Origin of the sequence: Mesorhizobium newzealandense, assembly GCF_042682145.1 — a bacterium.
In the GTDB taxonomy this organism is placed as follows: Bacteria; Pseudomonadota; Alphaproteobacteria; order Rhizobiales; family Rhizobiaceae; genus Mesorhizobium; species Mesorhizobium newzealandense.
Window position 1 is genome coordinate 144985 of record NZ_JBHUGZ010000016.1, and the last position, 20810, is coordinate 165794.

General features: G+C 59.0%; 19 protein-coding genes, 2 pseudogenes and 1 other annotated feature. Of the genes and pseudogenes, 12 read left to right on the forward strand and 9 right to left on the reverse strand.

Annotation, left to right across the window (positions count from 1 at the left end):
• Nucleotides 1-39 precede the first annotated feature (39 nt).
• A protein-coding gene (locus tag ACFSOZ_RS23595) for an IS3 family transposase (protein WP_379101850.1) occupies nt 40-1271 on the forward strand; the annotation gives its coding sequence in 2 pieces (ribosomal slippage) (nt 40-331 and nt 331-1271; 1233 coding nt in all).
• Nucleotides 324-440: a sequence feature (AL1L pseudoknot), on the forward strand. Its footprint overlaps the gene before it by 117 nt.
• A 39-nt stretch (nt 1272-1310) precedes the next feature.
• Here ACFSOZ_RS23595 and ACFSOZ_RS23600 read toward each other — a convergent pair.
• From ACFSOZ_RS23600 to ACFSOZ_RS23610, 3 genes and pseudogenes are all read right to left on the reverse strand, one after another.
• A pseudogene (locus ACFSOZ_RS23600) lies at nt 1311-2042 on the reverse strand (transposase); the annotation flags it as partial.
• A gap of 131 nt (nt 2043-2173) precedes the next feature.
• Nucleotides 2174-2665 carry a hypothetical protein gene (locus ACFSOZ_RS23605; protein ID WP_379101851.1) on the reverse strand — a complete coding sequence of 164 codons (492 nt, stop codon included), beginning with the start codon at nt 2663-2665 and terminating at the stop codon, nt 2174-2176.
• A 2-nt stretch (nt 2666-2667) separates the two neighbouring features.
• Nucleotides 2668-3009 carry a hypothetical protein gene (locus ACFSOZ_RS23610; RefSeq protein WP_379101853.1) on the reverse strand — a complete coding sequence of 114 codons (342 nt, stop codon included), beginning with the start codon at nt 3007-3009 and terminating at the stop codon, nt 2668-2670.
• 250 nt (nt 3010-3259) lie between these two features.
• Here ACFSOZ_RS23610 and ACFSOZ_RS23615 point away from each other — a divergent pair, with 250 nt between their 5' ends.
• On the forward strand, nt 3260-3454 hold the full coding sequence (locus ACFSOZ_RS23615; protein WP_352479091.1) for a hypothetical protein: 195 nt from the start codon (nt 3260-3262) through the stop codon (nt 3452-3454).
• Here the strand turns inward: ACFSOZ_RS23615 and ACFSOZ_RS23620 are convergent.
• The 3 genes from ACFSOZ_RS23620 to ACFSOZ_RS23630 form a co-directional block, all read right to left on the reverse strand.
• Nucleotides 3432-5093, reverse strand: coding sequence for a hypothetical protein (locus tag ACFSOZ_RS23620; protein WP_379101855.1), 1662 nt, complete (start codon nt 5091-5093; stop codon nt 3432-3434). The genes ACFSOZ_RS23615 and ACFSOZ_RS23620 overlap by 23 nt on opposite strands.
• Nucleotides 5094-5320: 227 nt before the next feature.
• Nucleotides 5321-6007: an anti-phage Hailong system nucleotidyltransferase HalB gene (gene halB / locus ACFSOZ_RS23625; RefSeq protein WP_379101857.1), complete on the reverse strand. Its 687-nt coding sequence runs from the start codon at nt 6005-6007 to the stop codon at nt 5321-5323.
• Between the two features lie 22 nt (nt 6008-6029).
• A complete protein-coding gene (locus ACFSOZ_RS23630; protein ID WP_379101859.1) occupies nt 6030-6938 on the reverse strand; it encodes a WYL domain-containing protein in 909 nt (302 codons plus the stop codon).
• A 131-nt stretch (nt 6939-7069) separates the two neighbouring features.
• Here ACFSOZ_RS23630 and ACFSOZ_RS23635 point away from each other — a divergent pair, with 131 nt between their 5' ends.
• The 6 genes from ACFSOZ_RS23635 (at nt 7070) to ACFSOZ_RS23660 (ending at nt 13748) form a co-directional block, all read left to right on the forward strand.
• Complete coding sequence (locus ACFSOZ_RS23635) at nt 7070-8206, forward strand: adenylate/guanylate cyclase domain-containing protein (RefSeq protein WP_379101860.1); 1137 nt, start codon at nt 7070-7072, stop codon at nt 8204-8206.
• Entirely contained in the window at nt 8207-9820 is a 1614-nt protein-coding gene (locus ACFSOZ_RS23640; protein WP_379101862.1) for a nucleotidyl cyclase domain-containing protein, read from the forward strand.
• Nucleotides 9813-11639 carry a ThiF family adenylyltransferase gene (locus ACFSOZ_RS23645; protein WP_379101864.1) on the forward strand — a complete coding sequence of 609 codons (1827 nt, stop codon included), beginning with the start codon at nt 9813-9815 and terminating at the stop codon, nt 11637-11639. Before ACFSOZ_RS23640 ends, ACFSOZ_RS23645 begins: the two co-directional genes overlap by 8 nt.
• A 78-nt stretch (nt 11640-11717) precedes the next feature.
• Complete coding sequence (locus ACFSOZ_RS23650) at nt 11718-12632, forward strand: TIR domain-containing protein (RefSeq protein ID WP_379101866.1); 915 nt, start codon at nt 11718-11720, stop codon at nt 12630-12632.
• A gap of 24 nt (nt 12633-12656) precedes the next feature.
• On the forward strand, nt 12657-13340 hold the full coding sequence (locus tag ACFSOZ_RS23655) for an adenylate/guanylate cyclase domain-containing protein (RefSeq protein WP_379101868.1): 684 nt from the start codon (nt 12657-12659) through the stop codon (nt 13338-13340).
• 102 nt (nt 13341-13442) lie between these two features.
• Nucleotides 13443-13748, forward strand: a complete 306-nt coding sequence (locus ACFSOZ_RS23660) for a Shedu immune nuclease family protein (protein ID WP_379101870.1) — start codon at nt 13443-13445, stop codon at nt 13746-13748.
• 50 nt (nt 13749-13798) lie between these two features.
• Here ACFSOZ_RS23660 and scpB read toward each other — a convergent pair whose 3' ends face one another.
• Together scpB and ACFSOZ_RS23670 are read right to left on the reverse strand one after the other, a co-directional pair.
• Complete coding sequence (gene scpB / locus ACFSOZ_RS23665; protein WP_379101871.1) at nt 13799-14506, reverse strand: SMC-Scp complex subunit ScpB; 708 nt, start codon at nt 14504-14506, stop codon at nt 13799-13801.
• Nucleotides 14507-14511: 5 nt separating this feature from the next.
• On the reverse strand, nt 14512-15399 hold the full coding sequence (locus tag ACFSOZ_RS23670) for a DUF1403 family protein (protein WP_379101873.1): 888 nt from the start codon (nt 15397-15399) through the stop codon (nt 14512-14514).
• A gap of 652 nt (nt 15400-16051) precedes the next feature.
• Between ACFSOZ_RS23670 and istA the strand changes: the two genes are divergently transcribed.
• Genes istA through ACFSOZ_RS23685 form a run of 3 tightly spaced genes read left to right on the forward strand, consistent with a single transcriptional unit; the run spans nt 16052 to nt 18562 of the window.
• A complete protein-coding gene (gene istA, locus ACFSOZ_RS23675; protein WP_379092803.1) occupies nt 16052-17551 on the forward strand; it encodes an IS21 family transposase in 1500 nt (499 codons plus the stop codon).
• The gene (gene istB, locus ACFSOZ_RS23680) at nt 17544-18317 is read left to right on the forward strand and encodes an IS21-like element helper ATPase IstB (RefSeq protein WP_095090157.1); all 774 of its coding nucleotides are present in this window, start codon (nt 17544-17546) and stop codon (nt 18315-18317) included. Before istA ends, istB begins: the two co-directional genes overlap by 8 nt.
• On the forward strand, nt 18314-18562 hold the full coding sequence (locus ACFSOZ_RS23685; protein ID WP_095090367.1) for a hypothetical protein: 249 nt from the start codon (nt 18314-18316) through the stop codon (nt 18560-18562). Before istB ends, ACFSOZ_RS23685 begins: the two co-directional genes overlap by 4 nt.
• 319 nt (nt 18563-18881) lie before the next feature.
• On the opposite strand, the pseudogene ACFSOZ_RS23690 reads toward ACFSOZ_RS23685, so the two are convergent.
• Nucleotides 18882-19342 (reverse strand): annotated as a pseudogene (locus ACFSOZ_RS23690) (IS630 transposase-related protein); the annotation flags it as partial.
• Between the two features lie 133 nt (nt 19343-19475).
• Here ACFSOZ_RS23690 and ACFSOZ_RS23695 point away from each other — a divergent pair.
• Nucleotides 19476-20501 carry an IS110 family RNA-guided transposase gene (locus ACFSOZ_RS23695; protein WP_379101874.1) on the forward strand — a complete coding sequence of 342 codons (1026 nt, stop codon included), beginning with the start codon at nt 19476-19478 and terminating at the stop codon, nt 20499-20501.
• Nucleotides 20502-20810 lie beyond the last annotated feature (309 nt).

A 20810-nucleotide genomic window follows, 5' to 3' on the forward strand; every position in this document is an offset into this window, starting at 1 on the left:
GGGTTGCTCGGAGGCTCCAATTCCTGAGAAGGTGGAGCCATGACAAGCAAGACGACCAACAAGTTCTCTCCCGAAGTCCGGACCCGTGCGGTGCGGCTGGTTCTGGATCACGAGCATGAACACCCCTCGCGCTGGGCTGCGGTCTTGTCGATCGCGGCCAAGATCGGCTGCACGGCGCAGACGCTGCATGAGTGGGTGAAGAAGGCCGAACGCGACAGTGGCGTGCGCGCCGGTGTGCCTACGGATGTGGCAACGAAACTCAAGGCCTTGGAGCGCGAGAACCGCGAGCTTCGCCAGGCCAACGAGATCCTTCGCAAGGCTTCCGCGTATTTTGCCCAGGCGGAGCTCGACCGCCGGTTCAAGCCATGATCGCGTTCATCGACGATCACCGCCAGGCGCATGGGGTCGAGCCGATCTGCAAGGTGCTGCCGATCGCCTCGTCGACCTACCACGACCATGTCGCCAAGCGCATCGATCCCTCCCGGCTGTCGGCTCGGGCGAAGCGGGATGAGGCCTTGAAGGATGAGGTCCGACGCGTGTTCGAGGCCAACTTCCGCGTCTACGGCGTTCGCAAGGTCTGGCGGCAGTTGCAGCGCGAGGGCTTCGACGTCGCCCGCTGCACGGTTGCCCGCCTGATGAGGGCCATGGGTCTTGAGGGCATCATCCGCGGCAAGCCGATCCGCACCACGGTGAGCGACAAGGCCGCACCTTGCCCTCTCGATCACGTTAATCGCCAGTTCCATGCCCCGGCGCCGAACATGCTGTGGGTCTCCGACTTCACCTACGTCGCGACCTGGACGGGCTTCGTCTATGTCGCCTTTGTCATCGACACCTATGCCCGCCGGATCGTTGGCTGGCGGGTGAGCCGGACGGCGCATGCGAGCTTCGTCCTGGACGCTCTGGAACAGGCACTCCATGATCGGCGGCCGATCCACCGCGGCGGGCTCGTGCACCATAGCGATAGAGGCAGCCAATATGTCAGCATTCGATATACCGAGCGCCTGGCGGAGGCCGGCGTCGAGCCTTCGGTAGGCAGCGTCGGCGACAGCTACGACAATGCTCTCGCCGAAACGATCAACGGTCTTTACAAGGCCGAGGTGATCCATCGACGCGGACCATGGCGTAACTTCGAAGCCGTCGAGTTCGCTACGCTCGAATGGGTCGACTGGTTCAATAATCGCCGGCTGCTGGAGCCCATCGGCAACATCCCGCCGGCCGAAGCCGAGGAACGCTACTACGCCATGCTGGATGAACCAGCCATAGCCGCGTGACTCAAACGAAACGGCCTCCGGAAAACCCGGCGCGGTTCATAGTGCGATGAGTGGCGTGCTCGCCATGGCCAATCGCTCGCTCGCCTGCTTCAGATAGGCCAAGGTCGCGCGAGTGATTGCAATCAGTTCACGGTAGAGTTGGACGCGATTAGGTCGACCGCGCGTGAACTGGATCTTGCGGGCGCGCTTCTTGGCTGCGCGGCAATGATCGCGCCATGATGAGCCAGCGCCGCCTACCAGGCTATCGGCCCGCTTCAGAAAGCGCACCATGACCCGCACAGCATCCCAAAGCAGGCTGCTGTCGCTCGGCTCATGCATGAGTGCCGCGGTCACGGTGCTGTCCAGCCGCACGACCGCGCCGTCTTCGAGCTTCGCCTGCCGGGCGCCCGACAGCAGCGTCCGATTGACCTGTTCCCAGGTCTCGGGCCGGATCGCGCTGATCGTCTTTTGCAGCACCGACTTCTGCGGGCTCCACGACCATGGCAAGCGGGCAAAGGCGCGAAACGAGGCCGAGTCCTCGAGGTGGAACGCCAGCTCCTGGTAGCTCAGCTGGCGGTATTGCTTGAGCAGCGCGCAACGCAACACTGCTTCGGCGGGCAACCCTTGCCGTCCAGTGGCCTTGACGTCATCTCGACACAGGTCCCGCGCCACCAGCCCGAGCAAATCGCGATGCTCGTCCAGCCATTGCGACATCGCCTTCAGCTCGTGGCCGATCTCGTGCCTGGCGAAAAGATCGAATATGCTGGCTTGGACGGTGCGTTCTTGGCGCATTGTCGGCTCCGGCGGTGGCAGGGAATTGGACTCAGTGGCATGATCCAAGATACCTGAAACCGCCGGGCCTTGCTCGCGCAAAGCTACGATTCACTAAATAAAATCAACCGGTTGCGGTTTATGGACGGAAACTAGCTAGGGGTATCTCGAAAAGCCACTTCGGCATCACACAGGCAGAGGTTCCAGAATCGGATGGCTGCGTGAATGTCCGGCATGACGAGGCGGCCATCAGCGTCCCTGAGCCTCCCCGCATCCATGGTCGTCACCATCGAGACCATGTCGGGCATTGAAAGGTCAACCACAACGGCCGGGGGATCGAAGGCGTCATCGCGCAGCTCAAGGCCGCCTTTGAACTGCTTGAGCAGGTCGTTGCGCTTGGGTTCGATGAAGTTCTGGAAGATCGGCGCCTGTTGCCATTCGGGCCACTTGGCCTTGCCCCACGCCTTTTGCTCGGAAGTGACGCAATCGACCTTCTCGAAGACGTGACCGACCGATCTCAGGAGGGTGATAATCGCGATGTACTGCGACTGGAACACGATGACGGGCTGCATCATGTTGTCCTGCCGCTCGAACCGCGCGACGAGGGTCTTGATGAAGTCGAGTTGTGCGCGGGCAACCAACATAGTCATAAGGCCCTGAATGCGGATTCGACGTCAGCGACAGGCGTGCTGTTGTCGAAACTATGGAGGACGGCGCCAGTCTGGGTGCGGTCTCTGATCTCGATCTTCTCTGTCTCGTGGTTGAAGGCAAACACGTAGGTATTCCCGCCGATCTTGGCCCAGAGCATATTGGCGGGGGTGCCGGCGAAGCTGCGAATTCGGATAGAATCGGGTTCGCCGCGCCAGATGATCCCGCCCAGGATGGCAAGCGCGATGCCCTTCACCGCACTGGCATGATGGTCGGCGCGGCCCATGACGCCCTCGGCGTAGGTATGCAGTTCCTCGACGTCTTTCGCAGTGATGGCCAATTTGTCCTCCGGCAGGTTGTGTGAGCGACCTGGTGCTGCCGCCTCTTCGCAGGTGCCTACCTATTTCATCTGAAGTCGCGCGTCTTCACTTTGATCGGATCGACCAACAAGGTTAATGATAGCGGGCTTTCGAACCTGGTTGACCCAGAAGAAGCGGCTTAAGTCGCTTGTGTCATCTCGCCAGGGGGCTGTCGTAGGGCCTTGGCGAGCGACACTAATAGGCCTACATTACAGACACGAAGGAGCGGCCATGCAGAATCTGAAAACTCGGTACGCCACGGTTACTCGTGCTGCAAAAGAGGCGATCAAGCAGCGGAAGGAGGAGCCACGTTCTCGTGAAGAGCAGCGTGTCTTCGACGCTTTCCGCAAACAAGCGAAAGCCGCCTACAGCACGCTGAAGCCGACTGCGGAGAACCGGCATCCTACTGGTCGCCCCTCGCGCTAAGGAGCCAAGACGGCTTAGCCTGTGGGTCGGCTGCAATGCCAATGTGATCCGCATAAATCCATCGATGCGAGTAGGCGTCATCAGAGCGCCCATCAAGAGTGTGTTCGGTCTTTTGATCCGCCGTTAGTGCAAGGTAGATCGCGTCCGCGTTTCTGGGCAGTTCAAGACGTCGAACGCCGTTTGCTTCGTCCTTCCAGAGCGCCACAGAGCTAGATTGGGGGAAGGTCTTCGACGCATTCTGTCGTTCGATGAGTCCCAACGACGTGAACGTCAGCACCGAAGATCCGGGATCTTCAGCAAGCACCGTGGCGTAGCGGGCTGGCCATCGGCCTTCAAGCTGAGGGCCATCCATCAGCAGAGCGATAACCAAATTTGGGCCGACAGATCTAAGTACAGCCTGGCAGGGATCCACTCTGGCCAAATCTTCACAGATTAAGGTCGTGAGCGACGTCCCTCCTCTATAGACGAATAGGTCTAGACTGCGGCCAAGAATATTCAGATGTTCCCACCAGTTACGTGTCGCCGACAAAGCGCTGTCGATACCGTAGGCTTTAATTTGAGGCTCCGTGATTTTCCAACGATGATGCTTTTCGCGGATCAAGAATACCTGCTCCAGGCCAGATCCACTGATTTCCTCCGACGGCTCAAAAAGAAAAAATGGAGCAATTGCCACAAAATTTCCGCCCCGACCTTCCCGGTCGCTGCTTAATCCAGAAATTAAGAAATCAACTTTCTCCTCCGCCAAGGCCTTCGCGAGTTGACGAAAAAGCGGAAAATCGAGAGACAGTTCAGGCAGTATGACACCATCAATTTGCTTGTCCGCAGCTCGTGCCTTCTGAATTAGATTCCGAACAAAATCGACGAACACCCGGCGCCGCTCGGTTTCAGATTGCTTGGGCAGCCAGGTTTGATCGACGTCAAACCAACCCCACTTACCGTCGTGGTCACCAATACCCACAAACGCTTCGGGGACAATCTGAAAAGGGAAAGGAATGAGGAGCAATCCCAAGCCATGGGGTCGCCTTTCTGACGTGCCAAAGGGCGACGTGACCCACCGTGCTCGCACGGCCCCTTGCCCCGGCAAAAGGGCAAGGTGATGGCTCAAAGATCGCATGGTACAGCCAACGGATGGCGTGCGCGATTTTGGCTGCACACAAAGGATACTGGGGTCCGCAGTGGAGACAGTTGCGGGCGCGCGCTGAATTCGACGGAATTCTCTCCCGCTGATGACATCACCCTCGGTGAAGGCCTCAGCGATCGGCTGATAGAATACGTTCTGCGGATCGAAGCCCAGATCTCTGCTGGCTTCGTCGGCGATCATAAGCAACTCCAGCATCGTCCACCACCACCCAGGTATGTCGGCAAGTGGCGAAAGCGCCTGAAAAATCGGCTCCCTTGAGATAGGTCCAAGCTCCCGCCAGAGGTCATGGACATGTTGCGGCACTTTCGGAAGCGAACCGGGAGACACAGAACTTTGGCGCCACGCCCGCCCGATCGAAACCGCGCGCGCTCGAAGGCTCGCGTCGACAACCATTTGCCTTTCTGCTCCTTGATCGCCCGTATCCGGCACGACATGATGATACGCACCGCTCGCCTCAAGCACGAAAGCTGCAAAAGCAAAGATATCCGCCGGGAGCACCGGAGACTCCGAAAAGGAGGAGAGTTCGCGAGACGCGTCCGGAAAGAGCAGCCTCAACGTGTCGCGAATCGTCAGCATTCTATGCCTTTATCAAGTTCATTAGCGTTTCGCTTCGCTCAATGCGGCACCTGCCCCTCGCCAATCCTGAGAGCTTGCACGCGGCAACGACCCGCCGATCACCGACAAACGTGATTCTGTGGAGGCCTCGATAGGCATGGTAGGCACATTTAAGTATATCCATCGACGGGCGCTTTCGGGGTACTAACAATCAGATGCAGAGCTACATCGTTTTTCGTTTCTTTGAACATCTCGACGTATTCGTCCCTCGCCACGTTCGTAGAAATTGAAGGGGGCCGGCCGTACCTTATTAGAAACCATTCAAGATCACGACCGCTGCGTGGATCAGGTTCACTGGTGTCCTTCTGACCGATCAGCCGCTCTGTTTCCAGACCGGGTGCAATATTCAACAGTTCTTCTCGTGAGAAAATCGGGCGCCCTGTCTCAGCCGCGGTCGCTATCAGGATCGTTCGGACAACCCACGTAATGCGACGGCTGAGTAGCGGACGATTTGAGATAGAATTTCCAAAGCCAACAATGAACCAGCCAAGGTCAACTGCCTTCTGTATCTCTGTCGAGTACGATCGTTTGAGGCGAAACGCCGTCCTTAGACCAGAGAAATGATTGTCGGGATCGTAGAGGGGACGACCCTCAAAAACGAGGTGGTACAGAAACAGATCTCCCTCACTCGCGCGCTCCTTAAGCGCACGGAGCGAATACGACGACATGGAGATACTGCCCTTTTGGGAATGCCCAGGTCGCTCGTCATCCGTCACCAGCAAAAGGTCAATATCGGATGACCTAGTGTTGTCACCTCGTGCGCGGCTACCGTAAAGTGCCAGCGCTAGAATTCCCATCGGCCCGTGCCTTCCACGGCGATCACGCCCCACCACGCTTGAGCGCTTCTTTCGACATTTGTCGAGCGAGTCGACGCGCATCCTCGACGTCTTGGCGATTCTTTAACACCAACTGCTGCTTCTCCGGCAGCAACTGGCCAGGTTGGACATCAAGATTGTGCTCGCTCATGAGGTAAAAGCTCAGGCTCAACCGAACGGGCACGAGCACCTCAGCATTGACCATGCTGTACTCGAACTCGACAGCCCTCTGTCGATCTTCTGACAGCTGAGGATTTGGTCTGATAATAAGATTGATCCGTTGTGCCCATTCATAGTCTAGTGCGCTGAAACCAGATGCAGGCGTGCTGCCTCTGGTCTCTAAAATTCGCCCGAGGCTGTAGTCTCGAAAATCATTGTGTTCTTCTGACCAAGCTCGGACATACCAACGCCCTGCGCAAAACGACATTGCATGCGGAGCAATCCAGCGCCAGGATTCCGGTGTGCCGGTCATCGATCGATAGTCAATTTGCAGCTTTTTGCGCTCGCGAATCGCGTCGAGTACTGCCAGTAGATTTGTGGTATTCAGCGGTTTTCGGCCTAAGGTAACCACTTCAACTGGTGGCAGTTGGTCAAACCACGTATCTTCTTTCTGCATCCATCCCGAATGGATCGCTACAACTTGCAAAAGGTAACGATCTGAATTGTCCCCGATAAGAACGGGATAGAATTCGGGCGTTCGAATATAGGCCTTGAGCGCATTGTCGTACACGAGATTGTCAGGCGCGAACTTCTGGTATGTCCCAAAATCTGATGATGCTTGCTGGTGAGACATTCCGAAGGCGTCGGCCAGATCGCCCCGGTTCAGTCTGCCGTCCCAAAACAGCCTGAACTCAATGAATTCGAGGCGCTTCCGTACGCCCCATTTGAGGTCGGAGACCACGGTCTCAGCCATTGTCGTCGCCATTTATTTTATGCATTCTCGCATAATGCTCCTATTTTCTTGACGGAGATAGATTCCGTCCCTACATTAGGTTTGCATATTCCGTGGCAGTCCGTCGACTGCCTTTATCGACGATCCACACTTTGAGCGTCTTCGTGGTCAATGGCTTCATGACTGGACTTGATCAGTTCCTTGAGAGGTACGCTCGCTGCCCCGAGCTCATAAGGGAGGGGCTTTTAGCCACGCGCAGAAAACGCCGGCTCAATGATGACGAAGTAGTTTGTCGAGCCGGAGAGCCGGCGGAATGCTTCTGGATCATTGATGATGGAATCATCGTAGTCGGCGATGGAAATAAGATCGTCAGGCGCCACAAGGGAGACCTGATCGGAGAAATTGCATTTCATCGCCGCGAAGAAACGAAGCGTAGCACCTCAATGAAGGCAGACGGGATTGCCAATCTCTGGGAAATCGACCGCTCCTTCGTTGACAAGCTTTCCCCCGAACAACGATCGGAATGGTTCGAAACTGTTGCTGCTGTCCTGGCGGACAAGGTCATGGAAGCGACGCAGCAAAGGTCACGCTTGCTCTCTGACAACGTTTCCCTCGATCAGGTTTTGCGCAAGTTCGTCTGTGATGATGGTCTTATGGCTGTGAACGCAACCTTCGATAGCGCAAAAGCAGGAGAGATCGATCCGGACCAGACGGATGCGCTGCTGTGGTTTAGTGACGTGGCTGGTTTCTCAAGTTTCTCCAAAGATATGAGCCCGAGCGACGCAGCTCGGCAAATGCGACGCTTCATGGAGGTTCAGGTCGAAGAAATTAGAACGGCAGGTGGCGAAATCGACAAGTTCATGGGTGATGGGCTGATGGCCTTTTGGCGTTTGCCTGACGAAACTCGGACAAAGGACCGGGTTACCAAGGCAGCTCGCGCCGCGCTCGCAACAATTGACCGAATCCGGAGCATCGTCGTTGCAGAACAACTTCCATTGGACATTCGCATCGGGTTGCATTTAGGGCCAGTCGTAATTGGGGATTTCGGGGGCACCGGGCGCATCGCTTATACGGTTATGGGAGAAACAGTGAACTCGGCGTCCAGGTACGAACAGGCTCGATTAGACACCGACGGGATGCCGTTAGGCCCCTTACGGATCAGCGAGGCCGTTTACCCATTCATTTCAGAACCTGATCTCCTGAAGCGGTTGTCATCGGACACCCGGCGTTTCGTCGTGAAAGGGGACCGAGAGTTCGTTGCTCACACTTCGATTGACCAGGAGAGTTAGATGAGCTGGAGTGCCACGGGGTCCGAAGCACGAATCCGGAAATCCCTTCAAACCGTTCCCAAGAACATCGTTCAGGTACAATTGTTTGACGATCGATATAGCCAGCTCAAGGCGAGAGCTCTCGCCGCCAGCGACAGTCGCGATCCCAAGCCTCTGGTGCAGATCCCGCCATCCCATGCCATCGTTGTCGACGGGGTCCACGTTTATGTCCAGCTCACGGGTTATCATTCGGTTCTGCAGGATGCCCAACGGCAAACCGAGGCGCGACATCGCCGAGCGCTGCAGTTTCTACATACTCACTATAGCGCCTGTGACCTGATCATCCGAGAGTACGATGCGCAGCGGGTCGACTTCCACGGGCCACGGCTGCACGCTGTAATCGTCACCCCTCCTGGTCCAGCAAACGAACGGCGCCGAGTCGAGCGCGCCCTGGAGTTCGCTCAGGCAATCGCAAGAATGGTGGAGGCAACGGGAGAGGCCGTTCTCAACGGCGAGTTCAAGACAGAGACACGTATAGGAATTGACACCGGTCGGTCGATTGCCGTCAACTCTGGCCGCGGCGCCGAGCCAGAGCCGCTGTTCCTCGGAAGCCCTGCGAACTACGCGGCAAAGCTAGCTGACGGCACCGAGCCAGGTATTTACCTTAGCGACCGGGCCCGGCAGGTCCTCGGTATGTTGGCTGCCGGATCTTTGTTTGATCAGCGGCGCCAAATTTACAATCTGCAACACGGTGGGGTTTCTACAGCGGGCACGTTAGGCCCTAGCTACATCACGGACGCACGCATTAAGTCGCTCTCTGCGGATGTCGGGCGCGACCTAGAGGTTATCTTTCGAGAAGCCAACTTCATCTTCCATCGGCACACGCCGCCGCTTCGGACAATCGAGTACGAGCGCCTTTCACCCGCCAACTCTATCCACATGCCGCTCGTCTCGATTTTCGCTGACATTGATGGCTTCACCAAATACGTGGATTATTGTTTGGCGACGAACCAGATCCCGGAGTTGGTCTCCAATCTTCATGCAATCCGTCTGGAACTTGCGGCCGTTCTGAAGCATGACTTTGATGGGCGCAAAGTGCGGTTTATCGGTGACTGCCTGCACGGTTTGGTAGCCGAAGGAACGGCCTACGAGACCGACGAGCGCGAAACTGTTCGCCGAAGCGTCATCTGCGCCGCGGCGATGCGATCCAGTTTCAATCTGTGCCGAACAATCCTGCCCGGTATTGCGAACCTTGGTATCGCAATCGGCATCGAGCTTGGCCCTACGCCGATCACTCGCCTCGGAATCCGTGGTGAATTTTCAGTCCGCTGTGCGACCAGCAAGGCCGTGTCCGACTCTGAAGAACTGCAGGCCGGCTGTGATGGAGATCAGACCGCGCTCGGTTCGCGCGCTTTCGGAGCAGCCTCGCCTGATGTCCAGCACCTGTTCGACGCCACCACTCGTCGCGCCCGGGACCTCGACTACGCCGACGCCTCAGAGCGGCTCTCGCTCGACTCTTCACGAGCTGCCGCTTTAGCCGCCCCAGCCACAATCGGCACCTCCGCCGGATGGACGACGAGGGCCGCAGCCAGCGAAGGAGCGATTCAGAACAGCGGCGGAAATCGCCATGCTTGAAGATAGCGCCTGCACCTTTGATCGGCTGGACCCTGCGGTAGTAGAGGGCGTGGAGGCTCTCTTTCGGGCTGTAAATGGAGACGGCTGGTCAAGACTAGGGCCGGATGAGCTAACCGATTATCCGACTCGCCAGTTCACAGGCGGCTGGCGTTTGTCTGTTAAATTTTTAGACGACGTCGTCCGCCGCATTGATGTGCTGATAACACCCTTGTTTCCGATCGTTGCCCCGCGGACAGCTTTAGTCGATCATCCGCCCAAACTCACGTGGCCCCACGTCGAAGACGACGGCATCCTGTGTTTGCTCGGCAATTCCCACCAAATCGACATCAAGAACCCCATCAAGGTTGTCGAGAATTTGCTAGCACGCTCTTGCCGCCTCATCGAAGAACTGCTCGAGGGGACGATTGTCGAGCGCGATTTTAAGGACGAGTTCCTGACTTATTGGGCATACGATCTGCGCAAGCCGGAACGACACTACAGTCTGCTCGACGTCCGGGGTCCGTCACGCCCGATACGGGTTTGGTACGGACGATCGTTCACGCTGCTTGCAGAGGACGACGAAACCCTCAAAAAATGGCTGGAAAACCGTTTCAAAAGCGTTGTGAAGCCGACAATCCAAACAGGCGTCCTGCTATGGCTCGACCAGGCGCCCCTTCCTTCCGAGTATCCACACCGCAGCGCCGACCTGCTGGGGTTGGCGAAAAAGGCAGGCGCTTCCGGCCTCGGGGTACTCGAGTCCATTTTCCTAAATGTTCCATCTTCCGTGACGGTGATTCTTGGAGCCGAAGGCCGGGACGGCCCGGGTCTAATGGCTGTCACCGTTGACCGTCCCGCTGACGCAAATCGCGCTCGGCGGCGAGTAGATCCAATCCTCAAAGGGGGCTTCAGGCCCGAAAAGATGTCTGCGGCTCTCCTGGCTGGACGTTACCTCGGAGCTTCCGAGCCGAAGCGCAGCAGGGTCGCTCGCGCTGATCCTGATTGGATTCACGGCCGCGCGCGAGACCCTCGCACGACGAAGCTTAGGAATTCGAAAGCGGTTCTATTCGGGTGCGGTTCTCTGGGTAGTTTTGTAGCTGCATCTCTCATCAAAGCGGGAGTTGGAACTCTGGATATCGTCGATTTTGACGAGCTGGATTGGCCGAACGTCGGGAGACATTATCTTGGTGCGACCTCGGTTGGGCGCAATAAGGCTACGGAGCTAGCCGAGCAGCTCAGCGCTAATTTTCCGCACGCCACTATCACGGGCCACGACGCCAACGCCGAGCAGATTATCTTCGAATCGCCGATCTGGTTCAGCCAGGCAGACCTGATAGTTTCGACCACCGGAAGCGGCCGAGCCGACACGATGCTGAATGAGTGGCATCGCAATTCTGGCCGTTCCACGCCCATTGTTTACGGATGGACCGAACCCTACGCCGGAGCTGGCCACGCGGTCGCCATAGCACCGGAGGGCGGATGCCTATTTTCCGGCGTCGACAGTCTTGGAATGTCACTGTTCGAGATGACGGAATGGGCCAGACCCGCCACGTTTGAAGAGCCCGCCTGCGGAGTGCATTTCGCCCCGTATGGTCCGACCGAACTGGGCCACGTTAATGATCTCATCGCCGAACTCGCGCTCGATTGTTTGCTTAACAGGGTTCAGCGTTCCGCGCACCGGATCTGGGCCGCCAGGCGCGAACACCTCGAAGAGTTCGACGGCAAGTGGACGGAGGCCGCGCAGCTGCTGCTGGGTGTCGACCACAATGGGGGTAAGGCCATAAGCCGTCCTTGGCCCGCATGCCGATGTTGCGAGCTGGCGAACCGTGAAGAGGCCGCGTGATGCATTTCGCCCAACACTTCCAAGGTGAACAACGCATCACCGAAGGCAGGCAGAGGCCATCGTTGGAAGGGGCGTGGAATGATCGAGCGGTTTGAAGGCGAGGTTGGCAAGAGGCTACGCATCGCCACCCTTGCCGCACAGAAGATTGTAATGGGCGACCACTTACTCGCCGAGGAACTCGCAGAGCGCATTGAACTGATCGCGGTGACAAAGGGCTCGGCAATTATTGAGCAGGGCGCCTCCGACAATGACGTGTATTTGATCTTCGCTGGTACTTTTGACGTAGTGGTCAACGGCAGGCTCGTCGCAAAGCGAGGGCCCAAAGACCACGTCGGCGAAATGGCGGCTATCGAGCCCAGCCAGAAAAGGTCAGCGAGCGTTTACGCCAGTGAGGACGGGGTAGTCGCCCGTGTGACCGAGGAGACATTCGCTGATATCGCCTCACGGCATACTGCGCTTTATCGTAATATTGCGCAGGAGCTGTCCCGGCGCCTCATGCAGAGAAACACGCTGGTCAATAATTTCCGGGAGAAGATCCGCATATTTATCATTTCGTCGGCGGAAGCGCTGCCAATCGCACGAGCGGTGCAGAATGCGTTCCAGCATGATGCCTTTGTAACTATCGTTTGGACAGACGGTGTTTTTCGTGTCGCAAACTACACACTGCAGGATCTTGAGGTACAGATTGACGATTCTGATTTTGCCGTTGCGATCGCACACGCGGACGATTTGACCGACAGCCGCGGAAAGGAGTGGCCAAGCCCTCGTGACAACGTGGTGTTCGAGCTAGGGCTGTTTATGGGCCGCCTTGGTCGGGCGCGGGCCATATTGATGGAGCCCCGCGAGGAAAAAGTGAAGTTGCCAAGTGACCTAGCCGGCATAACAACTGTCACCTACCGCTTTGAGAAAGGAGGAGACGCTGCAGCGCTCCTGGCACCAGCGTGCAATGTACTGCGGGACCATATCAACAGGCTGGGACCAAACAATGGGTAGCGTTGTATGGCGCTAGCAGATGACATGAAGGCAGAAGTCACCAGAATATTCGGAGACCAATGGTCCACGCGGAATGGACAGGTAGTCCCTGAGCCGGAAGACATCTCTTTAGGCAACGAAGCGGTCGAATTCGAACGAGCGACGGTGCTCTATGCCGATCTGTCGGGCTCGACAGCGATGGTGGACGGCAAGAAATGGTGGTTTGCAGCCGAAGTCTACAAGACATTTCTTTCCTGCGCTGCGAGGCTAGTTCGGGCAGAGGGAGGTTCTATCACCTCATATGACGGTGATCGTATAATGGGTATTTTCGTGGGTGAATATCAATGCACCCAGGCGGCTCGGTGCGGTTTAAAAATCAACTTTGCGGTGCAGCAGATTGTCAATCCAGCGCTGGAAACCCGCTATTCTGATGCTAAGTATGCAGTGAAGCAGGTTGTTGGTATCGATGTCAGCAACATCAGGGCGGCCAGAACAGGCGTGCGTGGTGGCAACGACATTGTATGGGTCGGACGGGCAGCGAACTATGCTGCGAAGCTTACCGATCTGGATCTTGCGCAACGGACGTGGATCACGGAAGCGGTCTACAATCGAATTAACGATGCTGCGAAATTCGGCGGTGACCAAAAAGAGAATATGTGGAAAAAGTTCAAGTGGTCGCAGCATGGTGACATGACGATCTACGGATCGACATGGACGTGGCGGGTGTAGCAGTCGAGCAATATATATGGCGGCTGACATTCTGCTCACGCCCGGCGTTGAGCTGCGTGGGCTGGAAGCGGTCATACCAAAGCCCGCAGATAGCCGAGCAGGTTGCCTGATCTCTTTGGGATCAGAATAAGTGCGTTCCGCGGATTGGCTCTCCAAGCAATCCCCTCGTCGTTCACCGTGGCGCGATCCAGCGAACTCTACCGAATTAAGGCGCTTAATCTCCAGCATAAGCTGGAGTCCTACGGCATCAAAGGTGTGGTGCTGGCGGGTACAATCCCGGATACCGAGCGGAAGCGTTCCTTCGAACTGTATCGCAACAGCTTGTCCGGTCTGTCTATCATCACGTTCGATGAGCTGCTAGCGAAGCTGAAATCCTTGCGCAAGCTCCTGTCGGCGAAGTCGGCATAGCGCGGGGCCTCCGCAACGCCATAAGGTGGACCGCTGGTATCAACGCAGAGCTATTCCTCTGCCTCGACCGCTATGTCCTCTCGGACGCCCGCAAAGTCCGGCATGATGTCCCCCGCCAGCAGCTTTTCCTTCGACAGCAACCCGGCATCCTCGAGCGCCTCGAAATCCGGCAGGTCGCGCAGCGTGTCGAGCCCGAACTCCAGCAGGAATTCTTTTGTCGTCACATAGGTGTAGGGCGCGCCCGGCGTTGGGCTGCGCGGACCGGAAGCGATCAGGCCCGCACCGCGCAGATGACCAATAAAATCGCGACTGATCTCCTTGCCGAAGAAGGACGACAGTTCGGCGCGGGTGATCGGCTGGAAGTAGCCGATGCACATCAGCACCAGCACTTCAGATTGCGTGAGGTCTGCCGCGCGTTCGTTACCGCCGACTGCACAGCGGATGGCATTGGCATAGGCCGGGCGGGTGAGATGCTTCCAGCCGCCAGCGACCGAGACGAGGTCGTAAGGCCGGCCACGCAGTTCGTCGCGGATATCGTCGATCAAAAGGTCGATGCTGCAGCTCTTGCCAACAATCCGGGCGAGCGTGTCGCGGCCGACCGGTTCACTCGCTGCGAAAATGGTCGCCTCGACGCGGTTCATCCACTCGCGCCAGCGCGCCTCCGGCGGCAGGTGATCCAGCTCCCGATCAAACAGGCGGTCGCCTGTTCGACCGTCATTTGGCCCGCCCTTCCCTCGCCTGTGCATCGCCTCCGCCATCGCTCTCACAGCCCGTAGATGCGGAAGGTTGATCGACCTGACAATTCCCGCACGGCGCTGAGTTCGACCAGACGGTCGAACAGCCGGCGCAGGCCGCGGTCGCTCATGCCGGCGATTTTTTCGGACGCGACGATCGCGTCGTCGGACAGGAGTCTTTCGACGACGACGTCCGCCGCCTTGGCCCTGAGTTTCGGCGCAACTGCAAGCAGCCGGTCCGCGCGGCGCTCGAGCTCGGCGGAAAGATCAATGGCGCGCAGCGCAGCGCGCGCTTGCGCGGCCAGCAGATCTTTCGCACGCTCAGGATCTGTGTCAGTGCCTGTCGCCACCGAGCTGGCTGCCGATCGACGCGAGCGCCCGCTTGTTCCCAAGGCCGCTTCGGCGCCCAACAGCGGCACGGCCTGCGTCCAACCCAGCCGTTGCGCCAGCAGGGCGTCCGCGAGCCAACATCCGAAGGCTCGTGCGAAGCCATACCTTTCGGCGGCCGTGAACGCGCCGGTCAGCATGCCGACCATTCCGATGCTCGCGGAAAGCTGTCGAAGATCATCTGCCAGTTCGCCGACTGCGTCGTCGTCGCGGCGGAGACCAAGGTCATCCAGCACCGCGCCGATGCTCGCCTCGGTCAGCAGTTTCTCGGCAGGCGTGCCAGCCAGCCGGCGCCAGGCAAGCAGCATCGATCCGGCGGGACCGACGGACAAAAAATCGCCCGGCCGCGTGATGTCGATGGCGGTTGAGAACCGCGTATAGATGGCGCCGAGAGGGAATTGATGCGGAATTCGGCTCGGAGTGGTGCTGAATGACGCTGATGATCTGATTTGGTTGGGGATGAGAGCGCGGGATGCGCCGACAGGAGCCCGGAGGGCGACTGAGGCGCATCCCGCGCTGCGTCCGCGCATGCTACATGTGCGGAGCGCCGCAATCAGACATCGACCCACTACCACGTAAACTCGATGTCCTATCCCAACGGCCCGTGTGAGGGACTTGCAGGTCCCCGGGCACTGATGCCGACTGGTTCACGGTATGCGCCAGCATAATGGCATTGGCGCATTCCGTCGAGCTTTTCCCCGCAATCCCGACGGCGTTCCGAGAGGTTCGCCGCCGCAATGCAAACCGGTCGTTTCTTTCTCTGCGCACGGTGCCGCTCACAGGTCTTGCTTTGCCGGCATTGCGATCGGGGTCAGCGCTTCTGTGGTTCTGACTGCGCCCATGAAGCCCGCCGTGACAGTCTGCGTGCGGCGGGGCTGCGCTACCAGAACACCCGCCGGGGCCGCTTTGCCCACGCCGACCGCTCCCGCCGATATCGCCAGCGCTGCAAAAACAACGTGACGCATCAGTCTGCACCTTGTCTGCCGGATGGTTCACGACTGAACGCGCCCCTGATCGACGGCACCGTCGCACTGGACGACGTCACCGCTGAAGCGGTGCCATCGATCCCTCCGGCTCCGTGCTGCCGGCGCTGCAGTTGTCGGCTGCCGCCGTTCTTTCGCGGCGGCTTCGTGCGTCGCCGAGGGGCCTATGTCCGTCAACACGACTATGGAGACCCAACCGATGACCATATCCGCCGAGAAGGAAGCGATGATCCTGCGCCTGTACCACGTTGAGAGGTGGCGCTGTGGAACGATCGCAACGCAATTGCATTGCCACCATACGACGGTCTTCCGGGTTCTGAAGGAGGCCGGTCTGCCCCGCCACAGGCCGGTGATACGTCCCGCCGAGATCGACCAGTATCTGCCGTTCGTCCAGCGGACGCTTGAGACATATCCAGACCTGACCGCCAGCCGCCTGTACGGGATGGTGCAGGAGCGCGGCTACAAGGGCTCGTCCTCCCACTTCCGGCATATGATCGCGCTCCACCGTCCGCGCAAGGCTGCGGAAGCGTTCCTGCGTCTGCGCACCCTGCCGGGCGAGCAAGGCCAGGTCGACTGGGCGCATTTTGGTCACATCGAAATCGGCAAGGCTCGCCGCCCGCTGATGGCCTTCGTCATGGTGTTGTCCTACTCGCGCGACATCTATCTGCGCTTCTTTCTTGATGCCCGCATGGAAAACTTCCTGCGCGGCCACGCCGGTGCGTTCAACGCCTGGAATGGTTTGCCCAGGGTGCTGCTCTATGACAACCTTAAGAGCGCTGTGCTTGAGCGTCACGGCGATGCCATCCGGTTCCATCCGACACTTCTGGCCTTCGCGGGCCATTATCGCTTCGAGCCCCGTCCCGTCGCCGTGGCGCGGGGCAACGAAAAGGGCCGCGTCGAGCGCGCCATTCGCCACATCCGGGAAGCCTTCTTCATCGCCCGCAAGTTCAAGGACCTCGACGATCTGAATGCCCAGGCCGAACAATGGTGCCGCAACCAGGCCGCCGACCGGCCATGCCCCGAGGACCGGACGATGACGGTTCGTCAGGTGTTTGCGCAGGAGCAGCCCATGCTTCTGCCATTGCCCACCAACCCGTACCCCATCGAGGAGCAGATCGCCGCGAAGGTCGGAAAGACACCCTATGTCCGCTTCGACCTGAACGATTACTCGGTTCCCCATACTCATGTCCGGCGCACGCTCACCGTGCGCGCCGATCTCGCCCAGGTCCGGATATTCGATGCCGCCACGATGATCGCCAGCCACCGCCGCAGCTACGACCGGGGCCAGCAGATCGAAGACCCCCGGCACCTCAAGGCGCTCGTCGCCGTCAAGCGCGAAGCGCGCCAGCATCGGGGCCTCAACAGTTTGACGCGCGCCGTGCCGGCCTGCCAGAAACTGATGATCCACGCCGCCGAGCGCGGCGCCAATATCGGCGCGATCACCAATGCCATGCTCAAACTGCTCGACCTCTACGGCGCCACCGAACTCCAGGCCGCCGTCGAAGATGCCTTGCAGGCCGGGGCCTCTCATTCGAGATCGGTTCACGTCGCGCTCGAACGCCGCCGGATCGCGCGTGGCGCTCCACCGCCGGTCGAAACAAGGCTGCCGGAGCATGTCCGCAAAAAGGATACGGTCGTACAGCCCCACAAGCTCGACCGTTACGATCAACTCACTTGCGCAGGCAACGACGATGAATAATCCCGGCATCCTGTTCAACCGCGCCAGGGCGCTGCGCCTCAATGGCCTGATCGCCCACTGGGACGAAATCGCCGACGCGCCGTGGCTGGCCGCCGTGCTTCAATGGGAGGAAGAAGAGCGCTCCGACCGCTCATTGCGGCGACGCATGCGCGCCGCCAGGCTTGGCCACTTCAGGCAACTGGCCGATTACGACTGGAAATGGCCGCGTCGTATCGATCGCGCCGCCATCGAGGAACTGATGACGCTGTCCTTCGTCAAGGAGGCCGCCAACATCGTCCTTATCGGCCCTAACGGCGTCGGCAAGTCCACGCTCGCTCTTAACGTCGCCTACCAGGCGCTGGTCGCCGGCCATTCGGTCCTCTTCCGCACCGCCAGCGAAATGCTCGGCGAGCTCGCCGCCATCGACAGCGATTCCATGCTCCGCCGAAAGCTGCAGTACTATGCGGCGCCCGATATCCTGGTCATCGACGAGGTCGGATATCTCTCCTATTCCAACCGTCATGCCGATCTGCTGTTCGATCTCATCAGCCGCCGATACGAGAAACGCTCGACCATCGTCACCACCAACAAGCCCTTCGCGCAATGGTCGGAGGTCTTCCCCAATGCCGCCTGCGTCGTCAGTCTGGTCGATCGCCTTTTGCACCATTGTGAGGTCATTCCCATCGAAGGCGATTCTTACCGCTTCAAGGAAGCCTCCGAGCGCTCGAAGGCGCAGCGTCAACAACGCACCAGCCACCCCGCTGACGAAAAGGAGCCTGCAGCATGACCGGAAATCCTCATCAGCCGTCCGGTCTCGGGCGTGGAATCCAGTTCATCGTCAATGCCGAATGGACACCCGAGCAAGCAGCCGCCGTCTTCGAACTCCTCGACGATCTGCGAGACTGCATCTGGAGCCGTTACGCTCCCCACATCCAGCAGTTTGTCCGTCACCAACAAGCCCCTGACCATCAGCACCCTTCCAGCGACGAGCAGACAGGGCAAAAGCCCCATCCTCTCGATCCCTCCTGGTAAAAAATACAAAGCGGCCCCATCGGGCCAAGCGGCCCCATCGGGCCGCTTTCTCCCCCACAATCCTCGGCACCATTTGTCCGCGCTTTCTCGCAGCCGTTAACACCTCGGAGGGTTCACTTTCGTTCGTCTTTCGGACATGCACCTGCTCGGATCTCGTCCGAACGTTTCATCCGACGCTCACCACCACGGCTCTTTACCGCAGCAGCTCGGACTGGTTTGAGACCCGCTCCTGAAAGCCGATCCCGGAGGGCCATCCTCCATCATTCACGCAGCTTCACGTTACGGGGTTAGTTCATACTGAACTCCTTCCGTGCCTCTGCAGCACACTTTCATCGATGAACACCAGCTTTGCCGGATCGAGGTCGAGTTGGCCGTCGAACCACGCACGACGGCGCTTCAGGATGTCGGGACGATCCTGCTCCAGTGCATGTGCGGACTTTTTTTGAACGTCCAGCCGTGCCGGCCAAGCCAGGCGCTTAAGGCGCTGCGACTGATCCGAGCCGATCGCTCGACCGCCAGCCGCTCTACCATCTCGTTCAGCGTGATGTCCTTGCGCTCATCGATCAACCCCACGATGAAGGCTTTATGCGCATCGAGGCTGGACGCGCGTCGACGGCCTTGCGGCCGCGGCGTCCGCTCGCCGATCTTCGCCCGTGCGATCCACCGGATTGCATTCGATATGCCGACGCCGAACCGCGCCGCCGCCTGCCGGGCAGACATGCCCGCGTCCGAAGCCTTCAAGACCCGCGATCGAAGATCGTCGCTCAGTGCTCTTCCCATCATCCACATGGGGTAATCGCCGGAGCGGCGGCCCTGAGAACCAAATCATGTTCCTGAAGGGTGGCTGTTCCCCGATAATATGAAATACGGGCTCACGACTGGACGCCAGGCCCAGCATCAACGGAGAACAGCCATGACAGAATATATCGGTCTCGACGTGTCGATGAAAGAGACGGCAGTATCGATCCGCCGTGGAGGCGAACGGATCTGGCGCGGAAAGTGCGCATCTGATCCCAACCTCATTGCCGAGCTTGTCCGCAAGCGGGCGCCGGCCGCAAAGCGCGTCGTGTTCGAAACCGGCCCGCTGTCGGTGTGGTTCTATCATGCGCTGCGCGCCGAGGGATTGCCAGCCATCTGCATCGATGCGCGCCATGCCAAAGCCGCTCTCGATATGGCGGCGAACAAGACGGATGCGAATGACGCCGATGGTTTGGCGCATCTTGCTGAAGCAGGGTTCTTTCGCGAGGTGCGCGTGAAAGGCTTCGACAGTATGTTGACCCGCACGCTCGTGGCAGCACGCACCCGACTGGTCAGGATCACCGTCGAGCTTTCCAACCAGATCCGCGGGATCATGAAAACGTTCGGCCTCGTCGTCCCAGCAGGCAAGGGAACCACATTCGAAAAGAATGTCCGGAGTCTTCTCATCGATCAGAACGAGCTTGTTCCTATCGTGATACCAATGTTGGAGGCCTGGCGCAGCATTCGCATTCGCGCGGCCGAGCTCGGGCGCCAACTGGTTGCGGATGCTCGTCAAAGCCAAGCCTGCCGCACCCTCATGTCGATCCCCGGCATCGGCGTGATCACCGCGACCTCTTTCGTCAGCGCCATTGAGGATCCAAACAACTTGAAGAAGTCCCGCTCTGTCGCCGCTTGGATCGGCCTGACAACCCGCCGCTACCAATCGGGAGAAGTCGATTATGACGGCCATATATCCCGACGCGGTGATCGACATCTGCGGGGACTTCTCTACGAAGCTGCGGCGGTCATCCTGACACGCTGTTCGACCGAGAGCAGCCTACGTACATGGGGTCTTAAGCTCCGGGAGAGGATCGGCTTCAAACGAGCCGCCGTGGCCGTGGCGCGCAAATTGGCGGTGATCATGCACACGATGCTCAAGACTGGCGAGCTCTTCAATCCGAGCGCAGGAGCCATAGCGTAAATCCAGATAGCGTTCAGAATCTGAGCGCCTGAGGCGTCCCTGCCGGGACGTGAGCCGAGCCATTCCGCTGATGGGGTTGCACCGCTGTCTCAGCAAAGTGCGTCGTCCACATTGAAGGCTCGTCCCGCGAAGCTCCATCATGCGGCGACCGATGTCGACCGCGAAGACAACCATGCACCCGGCAGCGCCATATCAACGCGATAGATGCTTGACGCTCAAGCAGCGATTAGACAACCTCATCAAAGTGGATGTTGAATCACCCGCGAAGCCCGACGTCACATCACAATCGATTCATTGATCGCGGGACGT

Bases quoted from the DNA above. Each gene is read 5' to 3' on its own strand.
- ACFSOZ_RS23605 (WP_379101851.1), bottom strand. From the start codon at position 2,665: ATGTTGGTTGCCCGCGCACAACTCGACTTCATCAAGACCCTCGTCGCG.
- ACFSOZ_RS23615 (WP_352479091.1), top strand. From the start codon at position 3,260: ATGCAGAATCTGAAAACTCGGTACGCCACGGTTACTCGTGCTGCAAAA.
- halB (WP_379101857.1), bottom strand. From the start codon at position 6,007: ATGGGAATTCTAGCGCTGGCACTTTACGGTAGCCGCGCACGAGGTGAC.
- ACFSOZ_RS23630 (WP_379101859.1), bottom strand. From the start codon at position 6,938: ATGGCTGAGACCGTGGTCTCCGACCTCAAATGGGGCGTACGGAAGCGC.
- ACFSOZ_RS23640 (WP_379101862.1), top strand. From the start codon at position 8,207: ATGAGCTGGAGTGCCACGGGGTCCGAAGCACGAATCCGGAAATCCCTT.
- ACFSOZ_RS23645 (WP_379101864.1), top strand. From the start codon at position 9,813: ATGCTTGAAGATAGCGCCTGCACCTTTGATCGGCTGGACCCTGCGGTA.
- ACFSOZ_RS23650 (WP_379101866.1), top strand. From the start codon at position 11,718: ATGATCGAGCGGTTTGAAGGCGAGGTTGGCAAGAGGCTACGCATCGCC.
- ACFSOZ_RS23655 (WP_379101868.1), top strand. From the start codon at position 12,657: ATGAAGGCAGAAGTCACCAGAATATTCGGAGACCAATGGTCCACGCGG.
- scpB (WP_379101871.1), bottom strand. From the start codon at position 14,506: ATGGCGGAGGCGATGCACAGGCGAGGGAAGGGCGGGCCAAATGACGGT.
- ACFSOZ_RS23670 (WP_379101873.1), bottom strand. From the start codon at position 15,399: ATGCGCGGACGCAGCGCGGGATGCGCCTCAGTCGCCCTCCGGGCTCCT.
- istA (WP_379092803.1), top strand. From the start codon at position 16,052: ATGACCATATCCGCCGAGAAGGAAGCGATGATCCTGCGCCTGTACCAC.
- istB (WP_095090157.1), top strand. From the start codon at position 17,544: ATGAATAATCCCGGCATCCTGTTCAACCGCGCCAGGGCGCTGCGCCTC.
- ACFSOZ_RS23685 (WP_095090367.1), top strand. From the start codon at position 18,314: ATGACCGGAAATCCTCATCAGCCGTCCGGTCTCGGGCGTGGAATCCAG.
- ACFSOZ_RS23695 (WP_379101874.1), top strand. From the start codon at position 19,476: ATGACAGAATATATCGGTCTCGACGTGTCGATGAAAGAGACGGCAGTA.